A 25011-nucleotide genomic window follows, 5' to 3' on the forward strand; every position below is an offset into this window, starting at 1 on the left:
ATCACCAGCAGGCCGACGGCACCGGACCGGGCCGCGTTCAGCAGGGGGCGCCGGTGGTCGGACATGTCCCCGTCCGACTCGTTGATGTCGGGGAGCTCGTTCGTCTGCTTGCTGTTCTGCTCAGTCACGGGCTACAGCCTAGCTGTCCCCCTCGCCCACGACCTACCCGGTCGCCGCAGTGGCCCCGCGACTCCCGCGCCCGTCCCGCCCGCGCCACAACGGGACCGCGGTGAACGCCGTAGCCAGGAGGATGACCGTGCCGAACACTATGGCCGCCACGGGCAGCGGGAGCACCGTGGACCCCACTGCCCCGGTCGCCACCACCCCGACCCAGCTGTAGAGCACGAGGACCACCTGCTTCTGCGAGTGCCCCAGGCGGAGCAGCCGGTGGTGCAGGTGCTGCTTGTCGGGGGCGAAGGGGCTCTTGCCCGCCCTCAGCCGGCGCACCACTGCCATGAGCAGGTCCAGCATGGGGATGAACAGTGCCGCGACCACGACGAGCACCGGTGTCATCAGCGCCAGGAAGTCTGCGGGCCCGTACAGCGCCATGTTGATCCGCCCGGAGGCCGAGACACTGGCCGCGGCCAGGAGCAGACCTATCAGCATGGAGCCGGAGTCGCCCATGAATATCCGGGCGGGGGAGAAATTGTGCGGCAGGAACCCCAGGCACACCCCGAGCAGCCCGGCCGAGATCATCGCCGGCGGATAGGCGCTGACGGTGCCGCCCTGGTCGTGCAGGATCGTCAGGGAGTAGACCAGCAGAGTGGTGGCCGCGATCGCCCCGAGGCCGGCGGCCAGGCCGTCGAGGCCGTCCACGAAGTTCATCGCGTTGATGATCGCCACAGTCAACAGCGAGGTCAAGACCGTGGACTGGACCTGGTCCAGAACCAGCGTGGTCCCGCCGCCGAAGGGCGAGTAGATCAGATACCACGACAGCCCCGCCAGACTCATCACCACGGCCCCCGCCACCTGACCACCGAGCTTGAGCACCCACGAGATGTCGAAGAGGTCGTCGACCACACCCACGATCACGATGACGAAGGCGGCCGCGACGATGGCGACCATGTCGGGCGTCACCGGCGGGAACCCCCGGTTCAACGCGGGCAGCTGGTTCGCCACCAGGACGGCGACGACGAAGCCCGTGAACATCGCCACCCCGCCCAGACGCGGGGTCGGGACGGTGTGGACGTCCCGTGAACGCGGCGCCGCCAGTCGACCGAACCTGAGCATCAGCATCCGGATGATGCCGGTGGTCAGGTAGGTGGTGACCAGGCCGACGAGGAGGATCAGCGCCAGTTCACGGAACGGCACCCCCACCCCGGACCAGGTCGCCGCGGACAGACTCATCCTCAGCGCCCCCGCGCCGAGTCGACGTCGAGCAGTGTTTCGGCGGACATGCCGAGCACCTCACCGACCCGTTCGGCACCCACCGCGCCGTCGCGCAGGATGCACGGACGGTACCCCGACAGGTCGACGATCGTCGAGGCGGTCCCGATGGACGCCTCACCTGCGTCGAGGTACACCGACACGGAGTCGCCGAGCTGGTCCCGGGCCTCCTGGGCGGTGAGCGCGGCGGGTCGACCGGAGATGTTTGCGCTGGACACCGCCATCGGCCCGGTCTGCTGCAGCAGCTCGATCGCCAGCGGATGCAGTGGCATGCGCAGGGCGACCGTCCCCCGGGTGTCCCCGAGGTTCCACGGAAGGCTGGGGGCCTGGTGGGTGACGACGGTCAGGCCACCGGGCCAGAAGGCCTCGGTGAGCAACCTCAGTGGTTCGCTGTGGTCACGGACCAGACCGGCCACCGTGTCCCAGGACCCGATGAGCACCGGCACAGGCATGTCGGGGCCGCGGTGCTTGGCCCGGAGCAGTGCCGCCACGGCGTCGTTGTCGAATGCGTCGGCGCCGATGCCGTAGACGGTGTCCGTCGGCGTGACGACCAGACGTCCCGCCTTCACCGCGGCGAGCGCCGCCGCGACGCCGCTCTCCCGCCCCTCGTCCTCAGAACAGTCGTAGGTCTGTGCCATCGTCTGCGCCGTCCGTCCCTTCGTGTGGTCGTCTCAATCTACCCTGACTCGTACACTCTAGTCCCGCACCGGACGATGTCCGGGATCGCGGTGCACCTGTCCGGTGACGAACCTGTCCCGTCCCGCCATGTCCCGGTGCTGCACCAGGCCGGTGACGCCGACGTCGGCCAGCAGGCGGTGCACCGCCTGTCCTGTCGAGTCGTCGTGCTCCACTGCGATCCCCGCGCTCGTGGACGCGACCAGGTCGATCACGCCCGCCAGAGGCCGCATCAGCGCCAGCCCGTCGTCCCCGGAGAACACCGCGGCCCGGGGATCCCGGGCGACCTCCGGTGACACCTCGGTGGACTCCGGGACATACGGGGGGTTGGAGGCGACGATGTCGGCGGAGTTCACCAGCCCGAGGGCGATCACGTCCTCCCTGCCGGAGACGTCGGCGCTGTGGAACTCCACACCGATCCGTGGATCGACGTGCCCCTGCTCAACCCACGAGCGGGCGTTGGCGCGGGCCAGCTCCACCCCCTCACCGGTGATCTCGAGTCCGACCACACGCACCGACACCTTGTCCGGGACCCCTCTGAGCGTGAGCTCGTGGGCGACACCGAGGGCGATCGTGCCCGGCCCGCTGCACAGGTCGACCACGGTGAGTGACGGTTCCAGCAGCCGGGAGAACAACCCGTGCTCCCGCCGCGCCACCCGTCGCTCCGCCTCCCCCGCGACCCAGTCGATGAGCAGGTCCGTCTCCGGGCGGGGGATGAACACCCCCGGTGCCACGGCGAGGTCGACGCCGGTGACAGGGGCACGGCCGAGGATCCACTGCAGCGGTTCACGGTCGATCCGGCGCTCCAGCAGACCGGCGAACGCCGCCGGAGCGGCGTCAGCGCCATGCATGACCAGGTCCAGGGGAGTCACCGTGGAGCCCCTCTCGGCTTCCAGGGCCGCGGCCATGAGGACCCGGGCGTCGTGCGCCGCGGATTCCACCCCCGCCCGCACCAGGGCGGGAACCGCTTCGCGGAGCGCCGCGGACACCGTGACGCGGCGGTGACCGCCGTCCCCGCCACCGGGCGCGGGAGTCGCGGGAGAAGACACTGCGGGGCCTACTCCCCTGCTTCCAGCCTGGACTGGCGTTCGGCGTCGCTGAGCGCACCGAACAGCGCGTCCAGGTCGCCGTCGAGCACGGCGTCGAGGTTGTTGGCCTTGTAGCCGATGCGGTGGTCCGAGACCCGGGACTCCGGGAAATTGTACGTCCGGATGCGCTCGGAGCGGTCCATCGTGCGGATCTGCGCCGCGCGACCCTCAGCCGCGGCGGCGTCCGCCTCCTCCTCCTTCATCTGCTGTAGTCGGGCTGCGAGCACCTGCATGGCACGTGCGCGGTTCTGGATCTGCGAGCGTTCCTTCTGGCAGGTGACCACGATACCGGTGGGCAGGTGGGTGATACGCACGGCCGAGTCGGTCGTGTTCACACCCTGTCCACCCTTACCGGAGGAACGGTAGACGTCGACACGGATGTCCTTGTCGTCGATCTCGACGTCCTCGACCTCGTCGGGCTCCGGGTAGACCAGCACGCCGGCTGCCGAGGTCTGGATACGCCCCTGTGACTCCGTCACGGGGATGCGCTGGACGCGGTGGACACCGCCCTCGTACTTGAAGACGCTCCACGCGCCGTCCCTGCTCGGCTGCTTCGAGCGCACGGACATGGTCATGTCCTTCACCCCGCCGAGGTCGGTCTCGTTGACGTCGAGGATCTCGAAGGTGAACCCGTGGCGCTCACCGTAGCGCTGGTACATGCGGGCGAGTTCCCCGGCGAACAGGGCCGCCTCCTCACCACCGGCACCCGACTTGATCTCCATGACCACGTCGTCCGCGTCGTGCGGGTCACGGGGCGCCAGCAGGTCGGTGAGCTTCTCCTCGAGGCCCGGCAGTTCCGCGGCGAGACGGTCGGCCTCCTCGGCGAACTCCGCGTCCTCGGACGCCATCTCCCTGGCCGCCTCGTAGTCCTCGCGGGTCTCGACGAGCCTGTTGTAGGTCTGGATGACCGGCTGGAGCTCGCTGAACCGCTTGGCGACCCGACGGGCCGCCGCCGCGTCGTTGTGCAGTTCGGGGTCGGCGAGCTGCATCTCGAGACCCTGGTACTCGGAGAGGATGTCGTCGACCTTCGAAGGTGATCCTGCGAAGTCACTCATCCTCGTCATCTCCCGCCAACGGTGCGGACGAGGCGATCTGCAGCATGAAGTCGCGGTTCGTCTTGGACTTGCGCAGCTGCTTGATCAGCAGGTCGATCGCCGCCTGGGGGTCCAGGGCGGAGAGGATGCGGCGCAGCTTGTGCAGCAGACGCGCCTCCTCCGGGCCGAGGAGGAGCTCGTCCTTGCGCGTACCGGACGGGTTGACGTCCACCGCGGGGAACATCCGACGCTCGGCGATCTTGCGGTCAAGCTTCAGCTCCGCGTTGCCGGTGCCCTTGAACTCCTCGAAGATCACGGTGTCTCCGGCCGAACCGGTCTCCACCATGGCGGTGGCGATGATCGTCAGGGAGCCGCCGTCCTCGATGTTGCGCGCCGCGCCCAGGAAGCGCTTCGGCGGGTACAGGGCGTTGGAGTCGACACCGCCGGAGAGGATGCGTCCGGACGCCGGAGAGGAGTTGTTGTACGCGCGGCCCAGGCGGGTGATCGAGTCGAGCAGCACCACGACGTCCTTGCCCTGCTCCACCAGTCGCTTGGCCCGTTCGATGGCCAGTTCAGCGACCGCGGTGTGCTCGTTCGGCGGGCGGTCGAAGGTCGAGGAGATGACCTCGCCCCGCACCGAACGCTGCATGTCGGTGACCTCCTCCGGACGCTCGTCGACGAGGACGACCATGAGGTAGCACTCGGGGTTGTTGACGGTGATGGCGTTGGCGATGTCCTGGAGGATCGTCGTCTTACCGGCCTTGGGCGGGGAGACGATCAGCGCGCGCTGACCCTTGCCGATCGGCATGATCAGGTCGATGATGCGGGTGGTCAGGATCTTCGGTTCGGTCTCCAGGCGAAGACGCTGGTTCGGGTACAGCGGGGTGAGGTTGTTGAACTTCGGTCGCTGGGCAGCCTGTTCCGGAGCCAGTCCGTTGACGGTCTCCACGGCATGCAGCGGGGTGTACTTCTGCCGGTTGCGGCCACGTCCGCCGCCACCGGCCTGCTGTGCCTTGGCACCGGGACGGATGGTGCCGGTGACCGCGTCACCCTGGCGCATCCCGTACCTGCGCACCATCTGGATCGGCACGTACACGTCGGTGGGGCCGGCGTGGTAGCCCGTGGTGCGGATGAAGGCGGTGTTGGCGTCGGCGAAGTCGAGGATGCCGGCGACAGGGGTCGGCGGCTCGTTGTTCTGACCCCCCTGATTGCCGCCCTGGTTTCCACCCTGGTCCCCCTTGTTGTTTCCCTGGTTACCGCCACGGTCGCCACGGTTGTTCCGGTTGCCACGGTCGTTGCGGTCGTTGCGGTTACGGCCGCCGCGGTCGTCGGGGTTCTGCTGGTTGCCCCCCTGGTTACCCTGGTTGCCGCCCTGGTCCCCCTTGCCACGGTTCCGGCGGTTACGACGGTTGCGCCGCCCCCGGCGACCGCCCTCCTCGTCCCCGTTGTCCTGACGGTCGTTCCGGTCGTTCCGGTCGCGGCGCTCCTGACGGTCACCGCGCCCCTGGTCCTCTGCCCTGTCCCCTGACTGCCCCGCCTGGTCTGCCTGGCCGGTGGACTCATCCTGGGCGGGCCGGGAGCCCTGCTCCCGAGGTTCCGGTGCAGCGTCGGCGGGAGCGGGCTTCTGGCCGCCCTGTGGCCGGCCGCCGCCGATCCCCGCGCTCGCGATGGCGGAGACGAGCTCCCCCTTTCTCATTCCGGAGATCCCCCGCAGGCCCTGCGATGTGGCAATCTGCTTGAGTTCCGCCAGTTTCAGGGAGGCAAGCCCGTCGTTCTGTGCCCGGGAGACGATGTCCGGCAAAGTCACAGGTGTCCTTTCGGTTCACCTCCCCCTGACTGTCGACCGACGGTCGTGACCGACGGGCGATCCCCGTCTGCTCGGGCGCCGACGCCTGACAGGCGCCCACGGTCCCTCACTGCGGCGGAACAACGGAAGGTGACGTGCTCTCGTGAGTCGTCGATGTGTGGAACGGATGACACGGTGTGCGCAGGGAGCGGGACCGACGCCCTGTGTGGCGACGACCGTCGTGGAGCCCCGGTACCGGTACAGACGTTCACGTCCGGTGGATGATGCTGTCGGGGCGTTCCTCCCGCGTGGATTCCCGTGAATCCGGATGACCGTCCACCGTCTCGGACCGGTACTCGGCCCTGACAGTTCAGGGACGACGGGATGGCGGTGGTCGGTTCTCGTCGACGATGTTATCACCCCGTCGGCCGCGAAGCCCTAATTCGTCCCCTATCCTTGGTGTCATGGACGGCACCCACCACACAGGGCACGGTCACACCACCGCCCCTGCCCCCAGCACCGCACCCCTGACCTCGTCGACGATGGGGGAATACCCGTTGACGATGTCCTCGGTCCTCGAGTACGGGCGGGTCGTCCACGGATCAACGACCGTACGCACCTACTACGGCGACACCCCCGAGGACACGACGTTCAGCGAGGTCGGGGCCCGCAGCGCCGCGCTGGCGCACGCGCTCTCCGAGATCGCAGGGGTCTCCCCCGGAGACCGGGTCGCCACCTTCATGCCGAACATCACCGAGCACCTGGAGTCACTGTTCGCCGTCACCGCGATGGGGGCGGTGGTCCAGCCGCTGAACTCGAACCTCGTCGCCGACCAGCTGGTGCACATCATCAACCACGCGGGCGACCGGGTGATCATCGGCTCGCCGCGCCTGTCACGCCGCCTGGCGCCGGTGATGCCCGACTGCCCGGAGGTCCACACGGTCATCGTCACCGGCACCGGCGGCGCAGAGGCACGCGACGACCTCCACGCACTGCTCACCGAGGCAGGACGCGGAGACATCCGCGTGCTCAGCTACGAGGAGATCCTCGACGGCAGGCCCACGTCGTACCCGTGGCCGGAACTGCCCGAGACCGCACCGTCGGCCCTGCTCTACTCGACCGGCACCTCCGGCGCCCCCAAGGGCGTGGTCTACTCGCACCGTTCACTGTGGCTGCACGCGATGAACCTGCGCACCCCCGACTCCTTCGGGATCCGCAACGGCCACAGCTTCCTGTGCGCCGTCCCGATCTTCCACGTGCTCAGCTGGGGTGTGCCCGTCGCCGCGTTCATGGCGGGCACCCCGCTGGTGTTCCCCGGCGGAGTCGCCGGCCCCGACCATCTGGCACACGTCATCGCCGACTCCATGCCTCGCATGGCGCACGGCGCCCCCAGTGTCTGGATGCAGCTGGTCGTCCACTACCAGCACACCCCGCCGGAGAAGATGAGCCTGCAGGAGATCATCTCCGGCGGCGCCCCGGTACCACCGGCCCTGATCGACGCCTGGGAGGAACGCTACGGCGTCGACATGGTCCACGCGTGGGGTATGACGGAAACGGGACCGGTGGGCACGGTGGCCCGGACGCCGGTGGGTGTCGGCGGTGCCGCTCGCCGGCGCTACCGCGACAGCCAGGGGCGATTCCCGGTCGGAATGGAGTTCCGCGTCGTCGCCGACGACGGCACCCCGCTGCAGCCCAACGACCGCTCCAGTGGTGAGATCCAGGTGCGGGGAAACTGGGTGACCACCGACTACCACCACTCCCCGGCGGCTGCGGAAGGGGGTCCGGCACGCACCTTCCGCGGTTCGGACGTCGACGACTCAGACGACGCTGCCGAGCGCTTCACACCGGACGGATGGCTGCGCACCGGGGACATCGGCACGATCACCCGCGACGGCTTCCTCACCGTGCACGACCGCCAGGCCGACACGATCCGCTCCGGGGGCGAGTGGATCTACTCCGCGATCCTGGAGAACATCGTCATGGAGTCCGAGATGGTCGCCGAGGCCGCTGTCATCGGGGTACCGGACGAACGATGGGGTCAGCGTCCTCTCGCGGTGGTGGTGACGATCGCCGGCGTCGAACGCGACCGGGAGACGGCGGAGAAGCTCTCCGCGGCGGTCGCCGCGAAGGTCCCCCGCTGGATGGCGCCGGAGTACTGGGCGTTCGTCGACAGGATCGACAAGACCTCGGTGGGCAAGTTCGACAAGAAGGACCTGCGCGCGCACCTCGCCGCCGGGGAGTTCGACGTGATCAAGCTCCGTAGTCCCGGTGAGCCCAGAGACGGGGACGTCCCCGACGGCACGCCGTGACGGCGGTGCCACCGGGGACGTCCTCGGGGAGGGTCAGTGGACCTCGACGGTGGCCCGCCTGCCCACCCCGGTCTCCAGGACGGCGATGTCTCGGCCCCGGGCCTCGTTCAGCAGGGCGGCGTCCACGCTGGAGGTCGACAGCACCATCACCGTGGGTCCGGCGCCCGACAGGAACGCCGGGAAGCCCAGGTTACGCAGCCGGTTGACCCACTCGGTGGTCACCGGCAGAACCTCGGCACGGTAGGGCTGGTGCAGGCGGTCCCGTGTCGCCTCCCACAGCAGTTCCGGGTAGGAGCTCAACGCCAACGGCAGCAGCGCCGCCCGGGAGACGTTGAACCGGGCGTCCTGGTGGGAGACGTCACTGGGGAGCACCCTGCGCACGGCCTCGGTGGAGGCGTGGAAGTCAGGGATCAGTGCCGTCGCGGAGATGTCCGGGTGCACCGGCACCGCGACGGCGTGGTACTCCGGGGCACTGCGGCCGTCGACCGGGATGTTCGTCCAGGAGACCACTCCCCCGCCCAGGACGCACGCCGCGGCGTTGTCCGGGTGCCCCTCGAAAGCGGAGGACAACTGGATCAGCGTGTCGTCGTCGAGGGCGCCGGTGGGGTGCTCACCGCCGGCCAGTCCGCTGGCCGCCGCCACCCCGGCGACCGCCGCCGCGGCAGAGGAACCCAGACCACGGGAGTGCGGGATGCTGTTGTGGCACACGACCCGCAGACCACCGACGCTGACACCGGCCTCATGGAGTCCCGCCCGCAGGGCCCTGACGACCAGGTGCCTCTCGTCGAGCGGCACCTCCCCCTCGCCTTCCCCGTGCACGGAGATGTCCAGACCGGCGTCGGTCGACTCGACCTCGACGGTGTCGTACAGGCCGACGGCCAGTCCGAGGGTGTCGAATCCCGGTCCCAGGTTCGCCGTGGACGCGGGCACCGTGACAGTGACCCGGCGGCCGGGGGCGATCGTCCGGGCCACGGCCGCCTGTCCGTCGGTGCCCGCTGTCGAACCGGACATCATGCGAGGTCCAGTGCCTCGGCGACCGCGTTGGTGTCCACGTCGATCGGGGTCGGCTCCGGCATCTCGCTCAGCGCGGTGGTCGGGTCCTTCAGCCCGTGACCGGTGACGGTGCAGACAACGCGCTGCCCCGGGGCCACGGAACCCTCGGCGTGGGCGGCGAGCAGACCCGCCACCGACGAGGCCGACGCCGGCTCGACGAAGACGCCCTCACGGGCGGCGATGAGGCGGTAGGCCTCGAGGATCTTCTCGTCCGTGGCTGCGCGGAAGGAACCGCCGGACTCGTCCCTGGCCGCGACCGCCTGGTGCCAGGAGGCCGGGTTGCCGATCCTGATGGCCGTGGCGACGGTCTCGGGCTCGAGCACCGGTTCCCCGCTGACCAGCGGTGCGGCGCCGGCCGCCTGGACACCGAGCATCACCGGACGCTTCGTGGAGATCCCGGCCTCGGCGTACTCCGAGTAGCCCTTCCAGTAGGCGGTGATGTTGCCGGCGTTGCCGACCGGCAGGGCGTGGATGTCGGGGGCGTCACCGAGCGCGTCGACGATCTCGAAGGCAGCCGTCTTCTGCCCCTCGATACGCATCGGGTTGACCGAGTTGACCAGGGCGATCTCCGGGAAGTCCGTGGTGGTCTTGCGCACCAGCTCCAGGCAGTCGTCGAAGTTCCCGCGCACCTGGATGATCCGCGCACCGTGCATCACGGCCTGCGACAGCTTGCCCTGGGCGATCTTGCCCTCCGGGATCAGCACCGCGGAGGCGATTCCGGCCCGTGCTGCGTAGGCGGCCGCGGAGGCGGAGGTGTTGCCGGTGGAGGCGCACATCAGCACCTTCTTCCCGGCGTGGACGGCGTCGGTCACGGCCACGGTCATCCCGCGGTCCTTGAACGACCCGGTGGGGTTGGCGCCCTCGACCTTCAGCCAGACGTCACACCCGGTGAGCTCGGAGATGTGGTTCGCCCGGATCAGCGGGGTCCCGCCCTCGTTGAGGGTCACCGGCTCCCAGTCCGCGGCGAACGGCATCCACGCACGGTACTCGTTGATCAGGCCGGTCCAGTGGTGGAGCACCGGGGTGCGCTTGTCGGTCATCAGTTGCCTTCCATTCGGATCACGCTGTTGACGGCCTTCACGGCGTCAATGTTCTTGAGGTTGTCCACCGTGGACTCCAGGTCGCTCTCCGCGGCGTGGTGGGTGATGACGACGAGGCGCGCCCCGGCGTCGCCGGCGTCCTCCTGGCGGACGGTCTTGAGGGACACCCCGTGCCCGGAGAACGTCGACGCGACCTCCGCCAGCACGCCAGGCCGGTCATCGACGACCATGTCGACGTGGTAGCGGGTACGTACGGAACCGAAGTCGCCGACGGGCAGGTTGGCGTAGGTGGACATCCCGGGCGCCCGGCCGCCGTGGACGATGTTGCGGGCGGCGGCGACGACGTCACCGAGCACCGCGGAGGCCGTCGGGTTGCCGCCGGCACCGTTGCCGTAGAACATGAGACGGCCGGCGTACTCCGCCACGACGAAGATCGCGTTGAACGACTCGCTGACGCTGGACAGCGGGTGGTCCAGGGGGATCAGGGCCGGGTAGACGCGTGCCGAGACGGACTCCGCACCCTCGTCGTCCACGAGCCGCTCACAGATCGCCAGCAGCTTGATAGTGCAACCCGCGGCCTTCGCTGCCTCGATGTCGGCCTTGCTGATCGACCGGATGCCCTCGACGTGGACGTCCGAACTGCCGACCTGGGAGTGGAAGGCCAGGGACGCCAGGATGGCGGCCTTGGAGGCGGCGTCGTACCCGTCGACGTCCGCCGAGGGGTCCGCCTCTGCGTAGCCCAGGGCCGTGGCCTCGGCGAGCATCTCGTCGTAGGACGCGCCGCGCTTGTACATCGCGTCGAGGATGAAGTTCGTGGTGCCGTTGACGATGCCCATGACCTGGTTGACACGGTCACCGGCCAGCGAGCGGCGCAGGGGCCCGACCACCGGGATGGCCGCGGCGACCGCCGCCTCGAAGAAGAGGTCGGCCCCCGAGGAGTCGGCGGCCTCGGACAGCTCCTCGGCGTGCGCCGCGACCAGGGCCTTGTTGGCGGTGACCACCGACTTGCCGGCCCGCAGCGCGGACAGCACCACGGTACGCGGGTAGTCGATTCCACCGATCACCTCGATGACCAGGTCGATGTCGTCGCGGTTGACCAGACCCACGGCGTCGTCGGTGAGCAGGTCCGCCGGCACACCCGGGCGGGGCTTGGTCAGGTCGGACACGGCGATACCGCGGACCTCGATGGGGCCGCCGGTACGGGCGGTGAAGTCCCGTGCGTCCTCCTGGAGGATCCGCAGGACCTCGGTGCCCACGGTCCCCATACCCAGCAGCGCTACGCCTACGGTGGGCGCGCCAGCGTTGTTGTCAGCCTGATCAGCCATTACTCTCCCGAAGTTGTCTCGTGTGGGGTGTCTCGTGTGAAAGTTCGTTTTCCCGATGATAAACCATCAGAAGTTCTCCAGCGCCAGCACGTCCTCGACCGTCTCCCGACGGATCATCACCCTGGAGGTGCCGTCCTGCACGACGACCACCGGCGGACGCGTCATCATGTTGTACCTGGAGGACATCATGTAGCAGTACGCGCCGGTCGCCGGGATGACGAGCAGGTCGCCGGGGGCGATGTCGTCAGGCATCAACGCGTCGTTGACGAGGATGTCCCCCGACTCGCAGTGGCTGCCCACCACACGGGTGGAGACCAGGGCACCGGTGGCCAGCCGGTTCGCCAGCCGGCAGTCGTACTCCGCCTGGTACAGCGCCGGACGGATGTTGTCGCTCATCCCGCCGTCCACGGAGATGTAGCGGCGTACGGTGTCGTCGGAGGTGTGGACGTCCTTGACCGTGCCGACCCGGTAGACCGTCACCGCGGACGGCCCCACGACGGCACGGCCCGGTTCGACGTTGACCACCGGGGCTGCGACCCCGTAGGACGCCGCCTTCGCCGCCACGCGGGACAGCAGGTCACCGGCGACCTCCTCGACGTCGAGCGCCTCCTGGTCCGGGGTGTAGGCGATTCCGTAGCCGCCGCCGAGGTCCAGGATGTCCAGCGCAGCCAGGTCGGCAGCTCCGGTGTCGCCGGTGTCTCCGCTGACCAGACGGGCCCACAGCCCCAGCAGACGGTCCGCGGCCAGGGCGAAGCCGTCGGCCTCGAAGACCTGTGAGCCGACGTGGCAGTGCAGGCCACGCAATCGGAGGCCCACGGTGGACAGGCAGGTCAGGCAGGCGTTCTCAGCCGATCCGGAGGCCAGGGAGAACCCGAACTTCTGGTCCTCGTGGCTGGTGGCGATGAACTCGTGGGTGTCGGCGTGGACGCCCGGCTTCACCCGCACCAGGACGTCCTGGACGCGCCCCAGCTCCCGGGCGACCCCGGCCACCCGGTCGATCTCGTCGAGCGAGTCTATGACGATCAGCTCCACACCGGCCTGCACGGCGGCGGTGATGAACCCGTGGTTCTTGTTGTTCCCGTGCACGGTGATGCGCTCCGGGGGGAACCCCGCGGCCAGTGCCACGGCGAGCTCACCGTGGCTGGCCACGTCGAGGGCCAGCCCCTCCTCCTCGACCCACCGGCACACGGTGCGCGACAGGAAGGCCTTGGAGGCGTAGTGGACCCGCTCCCCTCCGCCGAAGGCCTCGGCCAGGCGGCGGCACCGGGCACGGAAGTCGGCCTCGTCCATCACGAACAGAGCCGTGCCGTACCTGTCCGCCAGGTCGGTCACGCGGTTGCCGGCGATCACCAGCTCACCGTCTTCGGTGCGTCCGGAGGACGCGGGGAAGACATGCGCCGGGATCTTGTTGAAGTCCTCCAGGGTCTCGGTGCGCTTGCGCAGCGGAACCTGGGGCAGGTGGACGTTGGGGTCCATGGTGGCGGTCACATCCTCTCTGGTGCGGAGACGCCGAGCAGCCCGAGGGCGTTGGCGAGCACGCGGCGGGTGGCGTCGGCCAGCGCCAGGCGGGCCAGGAACACCGGGGCGGTCTCCCCGCCGGCGGGTTCACCGGACTTGGGCAGCACCTGGCAGGAGTCGTAGAAACGGTGGAAGGTCCCCGCCAGCTGCTCCGCGTACCGGGCGATGCGATGCGGCTCGCGCAGTTCCGCGGCGGTGGCGACGACGCCGGGGAACTCACCGAGGGTGCGGATGAGGTCACCCTCACGGTCATGGTCGAGGAGCGAGAAGTCCAGGGTGGACAGGTCCTCGGGGATGCTGACCCCGATGTCGGCGGCCTTGCGCTGCAGCGAGCACAGGCGGGCGTGGCCGTACTGGACGTAGTAGACCGGGTTGTCGCTGGTCTCGCTTGCCCACAGTCCCATGTCGATGTCCAGGGAGGAGTCGACGGAGGTCCGGATGAGTGCATAGCGGGCGGCGTCGACGCCGATCGCCTCGACGAGGTCGTCGAGGGTGATCACCGTGCCGGCACGCTTGGACATGCGCACGGCCTTGCCGTCACGCACCAGGTTGACCATCTGGCCGATGAGGACCTCGACCTGGTCGGCGTCGTAGCCGAGCGCGGAGGCGGCCGCCTTCAGCCGGGCGATGTAGCCGTGGTGGTCGGCACCGAGCATGTAGATGCACAGGTTGTGGCCGCGGTCGATCTTGTCGGCGATGTAGGCGATGTCGCCGGCGATGTAGGCGGCGTTGCCGTCGGACTTGATGACGACCCTGTCCTTGTCGTCGCCGAACTCCGAGGACCTCAGCCACCAGGCGCCGTCCGCCTCGTAGAGGTTGCCGTTGTCCTTCAGGGTGGCGATTGCCCGGTCCACGGCACCCGAGTCGAACAGCGCGTTCTCGTGGAAGTAGACGTCGAACTCCGTGCCGAACTCCGCGAGCGTGCGCTTGATGTGCGCGAACATCAGCTCCACGCCCTGGGAGCGGAAGATCTCCTGGATCGTGGCGTCGTCGTTGTCCGCCCAGTCCGGGGTCGCCTCGATGACCTGGTCGGCGATGTCGGAGATGTACTCGCCGCCGTAGCCGTCCTCCGGTGCGGGCTCGTTCTTCGCCGAGGCGACCAGGGAACGGGCGAAACGGTCGATCTGGGTGCCGTGGTCGTTGAAGTAGTACTCACGGGTCACAGCGGCGCCGCGGGCGGTGAGGATCCGGCCGAGGGAGTCACCGACGGCCGCCCACCGGGTGCCTCCGAGGTGGATGGGTCCCGTGGGGTTGGCGGAGACGAACTCGAGGTTGATGCGCTGGTCGGAGTAGTCGTCCCCGGTACCGTAGGAGTCGCCGGCCTCGATGATCTCGGCGACGAGCCGGCCCTGCGCGTCGGCGGCCAGGCGGATGTTGATGAAGCCGGGTCCGGCGACGGAGGCCTCGTCGATCCCCTCCACGCGGCCCAGTTCCCCGGCCAGCCAGGTGGCGAGGTCGCGGGGGTTCGTCCCGGCCTTCTTCGCGGTCTGCAGCGCGATGTTCGTGGCGTAGTCGCCGTGTTCCGGGTTGCGGGGCCGTTCCACGGTGGCCAGGTCGGGCGCGACGGCGGGGTCGAGATCATGCGCGGTCAGGACGCGACGGGTGGTCTCGGTGATGATGGAGGCGAGTTCAGCTGGAGTCACAACCCACGAGAGTAACAAGGAGGGGTGAACACTCCACGAATCGCGTCCCGTGCGGGGGTTTTGCGGTGCCGCGGACCCTCGGTGCTATAGTAACCGCATTGCCTCCGTAGCTCAGGGGATAGAGCACTGGTTTCCGGTACCAGCGGTCGGACGTTCGAATCGTCTCGGGGGCACCCCTGCGCGGCCCGACCACCATCATCGATGGTGGTCGGGCCGCTTTTCGTCGTCCCGGTCTCAGCTCTGCAGTTCAGCCATCGACCTCACCGTCGCCCCGGGGACGCTGTCGAACCGGGCGGGGTCACAGGTGAGCACGATGACCTGGTTCGTCTTCGCCAACTGGGACAGCACCACGTTCATCCGGTGGATCCGTGAGGTGTCCGAGAAACCGAGGGCGTCGTCGATGACGACGGGCACCCCCTCCCCTCGCCCGACGATGTCGGCCACGGCGAGGCGGGACAGTATCGCCAGTTGTTCCCTGGCACCACCCGACAGCTGCGCAGCGTCCAGTGCGGTGGCGTCGAGGACACGGCGGGAGATCCTGAGGTCCTCGTCGAACTCGATGCTGACAGCACGCCCGTAGAGGGTTCTGGCCAGGCTCTCCACGGAGTCCCGGTACGGGGCTTCGTAGCGGCGGCGCGCATCGTCCCGGGCCGCCTGTACCGCACGGTACAGGGTGTCCACCGCCCGGGCCTGACGGGTGACCCGTTCCTCCACCCGTCTGGCCCGCTGCAGGCGTGAGGTGGCGGTCTCGAGCCGCTCGGCGACCCCGCTGTGCTCCCCCAGTGCCCCGTTGGCCCGGGAGATCTCGTGACCGATCCGGTCGGCCCGGTCGCGCAGCCGGTGCACCCGGGACTCGGCACCGGCGAGCAGCCCTTCCAAGGTGTCGAGGTCGCCGGTACCAGGGTCGATCTCGGCGGTGGTTCTCTCGAGTTCACCGGCCGCCTCCTCGACCTCACGTCGTGCCTCGGCGACCCGGGTGTTCAGTTCGTCGTCGCCGGTCTCCTCCCGCATGGCCTCCACGGCAGCGGAGAGTTCCGTCACCCGGTCGGCCGCCCGCTTCTGTTCCTCGACCCTGCTGCCCAGGACCGCCGCCGCGCCCGTGCGGGCCAACGTGTCGAGTTCCTCCCGGATCTTCTCCGCCCGGGCCTCGTGCTCCTCGATCCGGCGGAGAAGAGCGTCGCGGTCCGGTGCTTCCTCCGGGTCAGCTTCCGGAAGGTCGACCTCCCTCTCCGGATCCTCCGTCGCGAGCTGGTCCGCGGCGTTGGTCAGCGCCGACTCCGCCCTCCGGAGTTCACGGCCGCACTCGTCGAGCGACTGGTCGAACTCCTCCATGCCGAGTCCGCCGGTGGCCTGGCTGACCGTGATCCGCAGCTCGGCGAGCTCCTCCCCGAGACGGCGTCGCTGTTCGGCCTTCCGGGTCACCTCACCGACACTCCCGGAACCGGCGTCGGCGAGTGCGGACTCCAGACCTGCCCGGGCACGGTCGACGGCCTCGGAGAGGTCGTCCCCGTGTGCACCCGACTCCGTGCCCTGGGCCGGGGTGACGGTGAGCGTGAAGTCGCCGAGCTGCAGGGTCCTCCGCGACGTGACGCGGAGGTGCTGTGGCGCGTCGTCGAGCTCCTGTTCCTCACCGTCGACGGTGAACCGCCCTCCCGGGAGCCCACTGAGTTCGATGAGGGTCGCCGAGGCGTCCCGGACACCCACGGCCCTGGTGAGTTCGGCGTCGGCACCTTGGACCGCCGCGGCGACCTCCGCGGTGACCGGGTTGTCGTCGATGCGCTCCCGGACGGCCGTGATCTCCTCGGCGATGCGTGCTGCCTCGGCCCGCTGCTCCTGCAGGGTACGCAGCCTCTGTGCCAGGGTGTCCCGGTGCCGGACGGCGTCGAGGTAGCGGACGTAGGCCGCGGTCGTCCGGGCGCGGCGACGGCTACGCGCCAGCTCCGTGCGCAGCCGGGCCTCCTCCTGTCTGGCACCCTCGGCGGCCTCGGCGGCCGCCGTGGCCTCGGCGGTGGCCCGTTCACCGGCCTCCACTGCGGCGGAGAGTTCGGCGATACGGTCCTGCCTGACCTGCTGACGCTGTTCGGCCAGTTCGAGCTTCTGGCGGGCACCGGTCAGCGCCGCGGCCCGCTCGTCCAGGAGGCGTTGACGCTCCCGTCCCTTCTCCACCTCGACGGCGGCGGCCTTCGCCTCCTCGCGGGCCAGGGGTTCCTGCTTGGCGACGGTCTCCTTCTCCGCACGCAGGCGTTCCAGGTCGATGATCAACGACTGCGCCTGGTCGTAGGCCTTCTCCGCCCCGGCGTGCTCCTCCGATGCGGCGGTGTACTCGTCGAGTGCGGCCTTCAGTTCCTTGGTCGGTTTGCCGCCCGGGGTGAAGTACCGGGCGCGTTCCGCGGTGATCCGTTCCACCAGCGCTGCAGCGCCACCGGCACCACCGGCGTCCCGGTGGTCGGCGACGGTACCCGGTGCACCGCCTTCGGCGGCGGTACCGTCGCCGCCGTCACCCGGTTGCCCGTTGAGTGCCCGCTCCAGTGGCCCGAGGCCTGCGACGGCGAGCTGGTCGAGACTCGCCCCCTGCTCCACGGTCAGGGCGTCCAGCAGGTCGGTGTCGACTTCCGCGCGCATGATCTCGGCGAACCGGTCCGACGCCTCCCTGCCGGTCAGACTCTCGGCGCGGGGTGCGGTGACCCGGAGTTCACACCGGCCGGTCCCCTTGTTGTAGGCCTTCATCAGCTGCAGTTCAACGTCCCCCACCACCAGTTCGGCCGAGATCGTCGTCGGCTCGTCGACGCTGACGTCCTTGAGCGCCTTGACCTCACGTTTCCGCGAACCGGTGGGGGTGTCGTCGAGGAGCAGACGGATCGCACGCAGCAGCGTCGACTTCCCGACCTCGTTGGGCCCGTGCACCACAAGTACCCCGCTCTCGGGAAACTCCAGATGGGCGTGGGTGACCCCTGCCACGTGGGACAGAGTGAGCGACCTGAAGTTCAGCATGTTCGTCCTATTTCCCCTTCTGTGCGCTGAGGCGGTACAGCAACCGGAGAGCATCGCGCGCCTCGGCGTCCTCGTGGGCCGCCCGGTCCGCCAACTCCCGCGCGGCGACCCCCACGACCCCCGGCCAGTCGGCGTCCGCAAGTTCCTCGACCCCGGGCACGACGTGCAGGTCCATCAACCGTTGACGGGGGTACAGTGCCGCGAAGGCCGGTGTGATGCGCTCAAGTTCCTCGTCGAGGACGGCGGCGGTGGCCAGGTCCACTGACCCGGTCAACGCGTACTTCACCACGGTGGTGCGTTTGTCGGGGATCTCCTCGAGCCTGCTGATCCACTCCCCGACGTCCTCCGGCCCGTTGACGTGGCCGGACAACGCCAGAAAGCTCCACCGTCCGGTCCGGACCTCCTCGACGGAGACCTGTGCTGCACCGCCACCCCCCGCGGCGGCCGGGGTGACGTCGACGACCAGGGCGTAGCCCGAGCGCGCCTCTCCGCCGCCGTCCTCCTCCCGGAAGTCGGTCACCTCCGGGCTACCGGAGTACCAGACCGTTCCGTCGGGGTGCAGCGGGGTGACCGAGTGGGTGTCACCCAGGGCTACCATGTCGACGACCCCGTCCCGGCAGGCCCTGGCGGCGGCGTCGACGTCGATGACCGCCGGGTCGTCCCCGGACGTCCGTGATTCAGTGGCGCCGTGCCCTACGAGGACACGGACGGGCCGGCCCCCGGTGGTCCCGGTGACCCCGGCGAGGGCTGCGGCGACCGGGTCGGTGCTCATGTACTTCGACAGCAGCGGAGCTCCGATGATCTCGGCCGGCGGAACGCCCTCCGCCGTCCCGGGCACGGACCTGGGACGGCTGTCGTTGAGCACCACCACCCCCGGCGCGAGGTCGTCGAACTCCCTGGACCGGTAGACACTGGCGGCGTCGTAGGGGTCGTGGTTGCCGGGCAGGAGGAACACCGGCACCGGACTGCGCCTGAGGATGTCAACGGTGCGACGCCAGGTGACCGGGTCCACCAGGTTGTCGTCGAAGACGTCGCCGGCGACGACGACGGCAGCGCAACGCCGGTCCCGGGCCACCTCCAGCAACCGTTCCACCGCCGCCAGGCGTGCCTCGCGGTACCGGGGTCCCGCCTCCTCGCCGAGGAACCAGCGGTCCATCCCCAGTTGCCAGTCCGAGGTGTGGAGGAACCGGAACACACCGGCGCCGGGCGTGGTCGGGAGTTGCAGCGGGGAGTCATTCATGGTGCCCACTTCTATCATCCGGACCGGACAGCCACGGTTCGCGTTCGAACACCGGCCGGTCGCCTGCATCGGGTGCGCTGTCGTCGTCGAGGACGGTGAGTGCCTCGAAACACCGGGTGAGGGTGTCCGTCACACGCAGCTGGTCGGCGTTGTTCCAGCTGAACTTCCGGACAGCGGCGTCGCGGGCGACGATGTCGCCGAGGTTGATCCCGTACTCGACCTCCAGGGGTCCCCACGTTGGCAGAGCCTCCGGGTCCCCCCAGAAGGCGGCCGGGCTGTACGTCTCAGGGTCGTCCCCCGACCCTTCTCCGGGGCCGTCCACCGGCAGCTCCACGAGGTCCCCCGACGCGGGCGCCCCGGGCCCCGTCCTCTCCAGGAGCTGGTCGATGTCGATACCCCGCCAGGCCAGGAAGGCTGCGGGGTCGCCCGTGAACTCCGCGGCGAGTGCGTAGGCGACGCACACCCGGTGTTTGCAGAACGACGCGGGATCCGGGCAGGAGCAGGATGAGTCCATGTAGTGCTCGACGCCGAACAGCACCGAGGCGATCGAGGACTGCGGGCGGCGACCCGCCAGGAGGTTGCGGACGCTGTCCGGGTGGTCCCCGCATTCGCCGACCACGAAGTCGATCTGGCGTCGCGTGAGGGGCCGCCACCGGATCTGCACGTCGAAGGGTTCGAGTTGGGTACCGCTGACCAGGCCGTTCACAGTTCCCAGTTCATGCTCGACACGTAGCACGTTGCCACCGCGGAAGTAGGTGCGTCCGCGCGAGAGCCGTCCCGCGTCCGCCAGCGCGGTGGCGGTACGCATCACCTGACCGGCGGCCCAGCTCTCCGAGGTCGAGACCCGTTCCTCGCGTTCCGGCGCAGGCGGCTGCGCCCTGCCCTTGCCCTGGCCTTTTCCCTGTCCCTCGCCTTGACCGGCGCTCAGGCCGCTTCCGGGGGACAGACGTGGTCCATCGGCTGTCCCGGCCCGGTCTCGTCCGCGCGTGAAGTCCGCCGAGACCACGTTGTCGCCCCACGCCGGCTGCGGGATACCCACCCGCTTCCGGCCGGTGCCCCTGCCCCGACTCCTGTCATCGACCATCATCGTCACCCTTCTGCTCTCCGGTGTGCGCCACGGGGTCGGCCCTGTCCCGGCCGGCGGACTCCCTGGCGACCGAGGACCGGTTGAGCTGCCACAGTTCGGACAGGTCCTCGTTGTTGAGGCTGGCGATCCACCCTTCGCCGCTCGTGACGATGCCACCGGCCAGTTCCCGCTTCGAACTGAGGATGTCGTTGATCCGCTCGTCCAGCGTACCGGTGGTGACGAGCTTGTGGACGGTCACGTCCCGCCCCTGTCCGATACGGTACGCGCGGTCGGTGGCCTGGTCCTCGACGGCGGGGTTCCACCACCGGTCGACGTGCACCACCACGCTGGCGCGGGTGAGCGTGATCCCGGTTCCTCCCGCCCTGGTGGACAGGATCATGACCTTGGGGCCGTCGTCGGACTGGAAGTCGTCGACCATGGCCGAGCGCGCCGTCCTGCTGAGCCCTCCGTGCAGCACGGGGACCCCGTCGGCCAGCTCCCCGAACTGACGTCGCAGTTCCGGGACGAGCATCTCCCCGAAGGAGGGGAACTGCGTGAACACCAGGACCCTGCGGTCGGTCTCCAGCGCCTCGGCGATGATCGCGAACAGCCGCTCGACCTTCTTCGAGCGGTGACGACCGTTCTTCAGCAGTCCTGACCCGTCGCCTGAGAAGTGTGCCGGATGGTTGCAGATCTGCTTGATGCGGACCAGTGCCCCGAGGATGATTCCGCTTCGGCCACGGCCCTCCGCCTCGGCGATGCGTTCCTCCAGGCTCCTCGTGTACGCCTCGTAGAGGGCCGCCTGTTCCTCGGTCAGGGGCACACTGTCGATCACCTCCCGCTTCTCCGGGAGGCCCAGGCCCATCGATTCGTCGTGCTTGAGGCGACGGAGGATGAAGGGTTCCACCAGCCGACGGAGCCGGTCCGTGGCGTCAGGGTCCTCGTAGCGCTCGACGGGGATGGCCAGCCGGTTCTGGAAGGCCTGTGCACTGCCGAGGATCCCGGGGTTGCAGAAGTCGAGGATCGAGTGCAGTTCGGCGAGACGGTTCTCCACCGGTGTCCCCGTCAACGCCAGGTGGTGTCCGGCCCTGACGGCGCGCACGGCCCTGCTCTGGGCGGTGCCGGGGTTCTTGATGTTCTGCGCCTCGTCGGCGACGACCCGACCCCAGTACAGGGACGTGTAGCGCTCCGGGTTCCGGCCCACCGTCCCGTAGGTCGTCAGCACGATGTCGGCGTCCTTCACCTTCTCCCCGAACTGACCTTCCGCCACCTTCCTGGCGCCGTGGTCCACGAGCACCCTCAGGGACGGGACGTGGCGTGCCACCTCGTTGCTCCAGGTGTCCAGCACAGAGGTCGGGGCGACGACCAGAGTCGGTCCGTCGCAGTCGTCGGCCTCCCGTTCCCAGGCGAGCAGGCTGAGGACCTGGAGGGTCTTGCCCAAGCCCATGTCGTCGGCGAGGACGGCACCGATCCGGTGGCGGTACATCCACACCAGCCAGTTCAGTCCCCTGCGCTGGTGGTGGCGGAGAGGGGTCTCGACGGCGGCGGGCACCTCGATGATCTCAGGCGGGGCGATCGTGGGACGCTGGTCCTCCTCCCCCGGCGCGGGGAAGAACGACCGGACCATCCGCTCCAGCCAGCCGTCGGCCTCGAGGGTGATGTCGCCCGGCCCGGCCTTCGGGGACCCGTCCGCGACGGAGGCCAACTCAGCTTCCACGAGGTCGGCGACGGTGAGCTGCGGGGAGCCGTAATGCTCTCCCTCCGCGGTGTCCCCGGAGCCGGCGTCACGGAGTTTCGCGAAGTAGCTGCGGGCCACGCTGAGGGAATGCGGGTCGAGCCGGACGTAGCGGCCCTGGATCTCGACCACCGACGACGCGGAGGTCATCAGCGCCGACATCGCCGCACCGCTGAGCGGTTCCCCGTCCACGGAGACCGACCAGTCGAAGGACAGGACCTGCTCCAGGCCCATCTTCCCGGATCCCGGGCCCTGGCCCACCGGGGTGACCTTCACCTTCACCTCGGGTCGCACGACAGACCAGGCCCGGGGCACCAGCACCTCGGTGCCGCCTGCCGCCAGGGCCCGGACCCCGTCGTCCAGCAGCCTCTCGACCTGGTCGGTGGTCAAGGCCAGGTAGACCACACGGTCCTTGTCCGGACGCCCTGTCAGGCTGCTCGCCGGCGGGAACCACACATTCGTGCGGAGCCAGGCCTCCACGGCCGACGAATAGGACCTGAGCTGCGGCCAGGCGTGGTAGGCCCGGTCCAGTCCCTCCCGGAGGGACCGTTTCCGTGACTGTGTGGCCTCGGCGGCGGAGATCGGCTCGGCGGCCCCGTCATCGGCGGACATCCTGATCTCCAGCCGCCACCGGGGATCGTCACCGCCGGCGTCGGCGGCACGGGGCTGTCCGGAGACCGTCCCCGCCAGGGAGTCCGGTTCCTCCAGGGACAGCACCATGCGCGTGGACGCCTCGCGTGCCGAGGCCCGCCAGGTGTTGAGGAGCTCGGCGGTCAGGGGGTTGGCCCGCGAGTCGGCGTCGCCGGTGAACAGCGACGAGACGAAGTGGTTCTCCGGGACACCGCCGACCAGCTGGACCCTGTCCTGGAGCAACCGGATGCACATCCAGTGCACGAGCTCGTCCGCAGCCCGGTAGAGGACGTCCGGACCTCCGTTGAGGGTGAGCACCGCAGGGGCCGTCGCCTGCAGTTCGCGGACGACCCGGTTGTGGGTCCCGCTGCTGGACAGGCACCAGCTCGGGTACCACTGGCCGTCGGTGAACTGCATCTTCATCATCACCCGGCCCGCGTGGACGGCGTCGAGCAGGAGATCGTAGAGCCGGATGAGCCAGAGCGCCTCAGGCCCCAGGCCCGGAACTCCCCCGGCCGGGGTGTCCGGGTGCTGACCCGACCTGAGAAAGTGTGACATTGTGCCGAGTACCGACAGTGCCTGGTCAGGCGTGTACGCCTGGGTGGGGAGGTCCAGGGACAGCAGCCGCCCTCGGGGGGTGGCGACGCGGATGCCCTCCCGTCGGCGCAGCGGCCGTGACATCATGACGGTACGCAGGGGTTCCGGAAGTCCCCCTTCCGGGATGTCCGAGGCGTCGAGGACGGCCGTGTGCCCTTCAGTCCGTTCGGCCCAGACGTGGAGCCCGCTGCCGGTCAGCCACAGCAGATGTACCTGGTGATCAGTCACTCCCCTTGTGTACCACGCGGCACGGACGTGGAACGACACCGGCGACTTCATCACAAGCTTACTGTTTCAGTAGAGATGATTAACAGTACCTACAGTTGGTAGGTACTGCGCATTTTCTGGTCTATGCTCATACGTCCGCATACTGAAGGATGTGAAACGATGAGCGAGACGACGGCGGCAGACGCCCGCCTCACTGAAGACGACATCCACGTCGTGGACCAGGACGAAATGAAGAAGGCCCTGCGGGCGACACTTCTCGGCAACTTCATGGAATGGTTCGACATCGGCGTGTTCGCCTATGTGATGACCTACATCACCGTCAACTTCTTTCCACTCCCTGATCCTTGGGGTGGCCTGGCGAGTTTCGCGACCCTCGCGGTCACTTTCCTCGTGCGCCCGCTGGGAGGACTCATACTCGGCCCGCTGGGCGACCGGATCGGACGACGGAAGATCCTGGCCTTCACCATCGTGATGATGTCACTGGGGACCGCACTCATCGGCGTCCTGCCGACCTACGCCCAGATCGGAATCGCCGCCCCGGTACTCCTTGTTCTGCTGAAGTTCATCCAGGGCTTCTCCACGGGCGGTGAGTACGCCGGTGCGGCCACCTTCATCGCCGAGTACTCCTCGGACCGTCGACGCGGATTCTGGGGCTCCTTCCTCGACCTGGGGTCCTACCTCGGATTCGCCGCCGCGGCCCTGCTCGTGACCGTCATCGAGATCATCACCGACGACGCGCAGATGGAGAGCTGGGGCTGGCGGATCCCGTTCCTGCTCGCGCTGCCCCTGGGCCTGGTCGGTGTCTACATGCGCTCCCGCATCAAGGAGTCCCACACCTTCGAGGCGTCCCAGGACGCCTCCCAGCAGCAGGCGGAGGCCGCCATCGCCGCCGGTGTCCCCGCACCGAGCCAGGGCATGATCGCCCAGATCCGGTACCTCCTGCGTCGCTTCTGGCCCCAGATGCTCATCGGCTCGGCGATGGTGATGTGCGCCCAGGTCGTGGGCTACGCCCTGACCACCTACATGCCGACCTACCTCACCGAGTCCCTGGGTTACGACACCCTGCACGGCAACGCCCTGCTGGTACCGGTCCTGCTGATCGTCTCACTGTGCCTGCCGTTGTTCGGGATGATCTCTGACCGCATCGGTCGCCGTCCCGTCATGCTCGCGGGATGCGTGCTCGGCGTCGTCACGGCGATCCCCGCGTTCCTCCTGATGATGATGGGCCACGTGTGGTCCACACTCGCCGGGCTGATGATCGTGGGTGTCATCATGATGTTCCAGGTCTCCATCCAGGCGTCCGCACTGCCGTCGCTGTTCCCCACCGAGAGCCGTTACACGGCGATGGGTCTGATGTTCAACATCGCCGTCGCGCTCTTCGGCGGAACGACGGGCTTCGTCATCAGCGCCCTCCAGTCGGCGATCGGATCCGACCTCGCCGGCGCCTACTACATCATGTTCGCCTGCCTGGTCGGCGGGATCGGCGTCTACTGCATGAAGGAGTCAGCCGGACGCAATCTGCTGGGCTCCATGCCCACGGTGGACCACGAGGACGAGGTCCACGACGTTCTCAGGACAATGGACGGCAACGACAAATACGATCTCAGCACCATGCCGGTGCAGAATCCCTCCCGCTGACAGGCCTCCCCGCGGTCGGGAGTCACACC

At 69.1% G+C, this 25011-nt stretch carries 16 protein-coding genes and 1 tRNA gene; 3 read left to right on the forward strand and 14 right to left on the reverse strand.

The genetic code is table 11. The features are described 5' to 3' along the window. Nucleotides 1–162 precede the first annotated feature (162 nt). From Q0A34_RS04560 to rho, 5 genes are read right to left on the reverse strand one after another with little or no spacing between them, the layout of a single operon-like run. Nucleotides 163–1347 (reverse strand): MraY family glycosyltransferase, encoded by a 1185-nt coding sequence (locus tag Q0A34_RS04560; RefSeq protein WP_291478827.1) that lies wholly within the window; start codon nt 1345–1347, stop codon nt 163–165. 2 nt (nt 1348–1349) lie between these two features. Further along, nucleotides 1350–2024 (reverse strand): L-threonylcarbamoyladenylate synthase, encoded by a 675-nt coding sequence (locus tag Q0A34_RS04565; RefSeq protein ID WP_291478828.1) that lies wholly within the window; start codon nt 2022–2024, stop codon nt 1350–1352. A 57-nt stretch (nt 2025–2081) separates the two neighbouring features. Next, on the reverse strand, nt 2082–3110 hold the full coding sequence (locus Q0A34_RS04570; protein ID WP_291478829.1) for a HemK/PrmC family methyltransferase: 1029 nt from the start codon (nt 3108–3110) through the stop codon (nt 2082–2084). Between the two features lie 8 nt (nt 3111–3118). Continuing rightward, nucleotides 3119–4204 carry a peptide chain release factor 1 gene (prfA, locus tag Q0A34_RS04575; RefSeq protein ID WP_291478830.1) on the reverse strand — a complete coding sequence of 362 codons (1086 nt, stop codon included), beginning with the start codon at nt 4202–4204 and terminating at the stop codon, nt 3119–3121. Beyond that, nucleotides 4197–5990 (reverse strand): transcription termination factor Rho, encoded by a 1794-nt coding sequence (gene rho / locus Q0A34_RS04580; RefSeq protein ID WP_291478831.1) that lies wholly within the window; start codon nt 5988–5990, stop codon nt 4197–4199. Before rho ends, prfA begins: the two co-directional genes overlap by 8 nt. Before the next feature lie 521 nt (nt 5991–6511). Between rho and Q0A34_RS04585 the strand changes: the two genes are divergently transcribed. Beyond that, the gene (locus Q0A34_RS04585; RefSeq protein ID WP_291478892.1) at nt 6512–8278 is read left to right on the forward strand and encodes a long-chain fatty-acid--CoA ligase; all 1767 of its coding nucleotides are present in this window, start codon (nt 6512–6514) and stop codon (nt 8276–8278) included. Nucleotides 8279–8311: 33 nt separating this feature from the next. Here Q0A34_RS04585 and thrB read toward each other — a convergent pair whose 3' ends face one another. The 5 genes from thrB to argS all read right to left on the reverse strand — a co-directional run bounded on the left by thrB (nt 8312) and on the right by argS (nt 14857). Further along, complete coding sequence (gene thrB / locus Q0A34_RS04590) at nt 8312–9289, reverse strand: homoserine kinase (RefSeq protein WP_291478832.1); 978 nt, start codon at nt 9287–9289, stop codon at nt 8312–8314. Further along, on the reverse strand, nt 9289–10371 hold the full coding sequence (thrC, locus tag Q0A34_RS04595; RefSeq protein WP_291478833.1) for a threonine synthase: 1083 nt from the start codon (nt 10369–10371) through the stop codon (nt 9289–9291). The genes thrB and thrC overlap by 1 nt, the downstream gene beginning before the upstream one ends. Then, nucleotides 10371–11696, reverse strand: coding sequence for a homoserine dehydrogenase (locus Q0A34_RS04600; RefSeq protein WP_291478834.1), 1326 nt, complete (start codon nt 11694–11696; stop codon nt 10371–10373). Before Q0A34_RS04600 ends, thrC begins: the two co-directional genes overlap by 1 nt. 66 nt (nt 11697–11762) lie before the next feature. Then, nucleotides 11763–13172 carry a diaminopimelate decarboxylase gene (gene lysA, locus Q0A34_RS04605; RefSeq protein ID WP_291478835.1) on the reverse strand — a complete coding sequence of 470 codons (1410 nt, stop codon included), beginning with the start codon at nt 13170–13172 and terminating at the stop codon, nt 11763–11765. 8 nt (nt 13173–13180) lie between these two features. Further along, nucleotides 13181–14857, reverse strand: coding sequence for an arginine--tRNA ligase (gene argS / locus Q0A34_RS04610; RefSeq protein ID WP_291478836.1), 1677 nt, complete (start codon nt 14855–14857; stop codon nt 13181–13183). A 100-nt stretch (nt 14858–14957) separates the two neighbouring features. On the opposite strand from argS, the gene Q0A34_RS04615 reads away from it, so the two are divergent. After that, nucleotides 14958–15030: transfer RNA gene (locus tag Q0A34_RS04615), tRNA-Arg, on the forward strand. A 61-nt stretch (nt 15031–15091) separates the two neighbouring features. On the opposite strand, the gene Q0A34_RS04620 is transcribed toward Q0A34_RS04615, so the two are convergent. The 4 genes from Q0A34_RS04620 to Q0A34_RS04635 are packed head-to-tail and all read right to left on the reverse strand — an operon-like array spanning nt 15092 to nt 23344. Then, a complete protein-coding gene (locus Q0A34_RS04620; protein ID WP_291478837.1) occupies nt 15092–17848 on the reverse strand; it encodes an AAA family ATPase in 2757 nt (918 codons plus the stop codon). A gap of 7 nt (nt 17849–17855) precedes the next feature. Next, nucleotides 17856–19088: a metallophosphoesterase gene (locus Q0A34_RS04625; protein WP_291478838.1), complete on the reverse strand. Its 1233-nt coding sequence runs from the start codon at nt 19086–19088 to the stop codon at nt 17856–17858. Then, the gene (locus Q0A34_RS04630) at nt 19081–20175 is read right to left on the reverse strand and encodes a hypothetical protein (protein ID WP_291478839.1); all 1095 of its coding nucleotides are present in this window, start codon (nt 20173–20175) and stop codon (nt 19081–19083) included. Before Q0A34_RS04630 ends, Q0A34_RS04625 begins: the two co-directional genes overlap by 8 nt. Beyond that, entirely contained in the window at nt 20162–23344 is a 3183-nt protein-coding gene (locus Q0A34_RS04635) for a DEAD/DEAH box helicase (protein ID WP_291478840.1), read from the reverse strand. The genes Q0A34_RS04630 and Q0A34_RS04635 overlap by 14 nt, the downstream gene beginning before the upstream one ends. Nucleotides 23345–23503: 159 nt before the next feature. Between Q0A34_RS04635 and Q0A34_RS04640 the strand changes: the two genes are divergently transcribed. Further along, a complete protein-coding gene (locus tag Q0A34_RS04640) occupies nt 23504–24982 on the forward strand; it encodes an MFS transporter (protein WP_291478841.1) in 1479 nt (492 codons plus the stop codon). Nucleotides 24983–25011: the final 29 nt, after the last annotated feature.

Source organism: Corynebacterium sp. (genome assembly GCF_022712195.1).
Taxonomy (GTDB): domain Bacteria; phylum Actinomycetota; class Actinomycetes; order Mycobacteriales; family Mycobacteriaceae; genus Corynebacterium.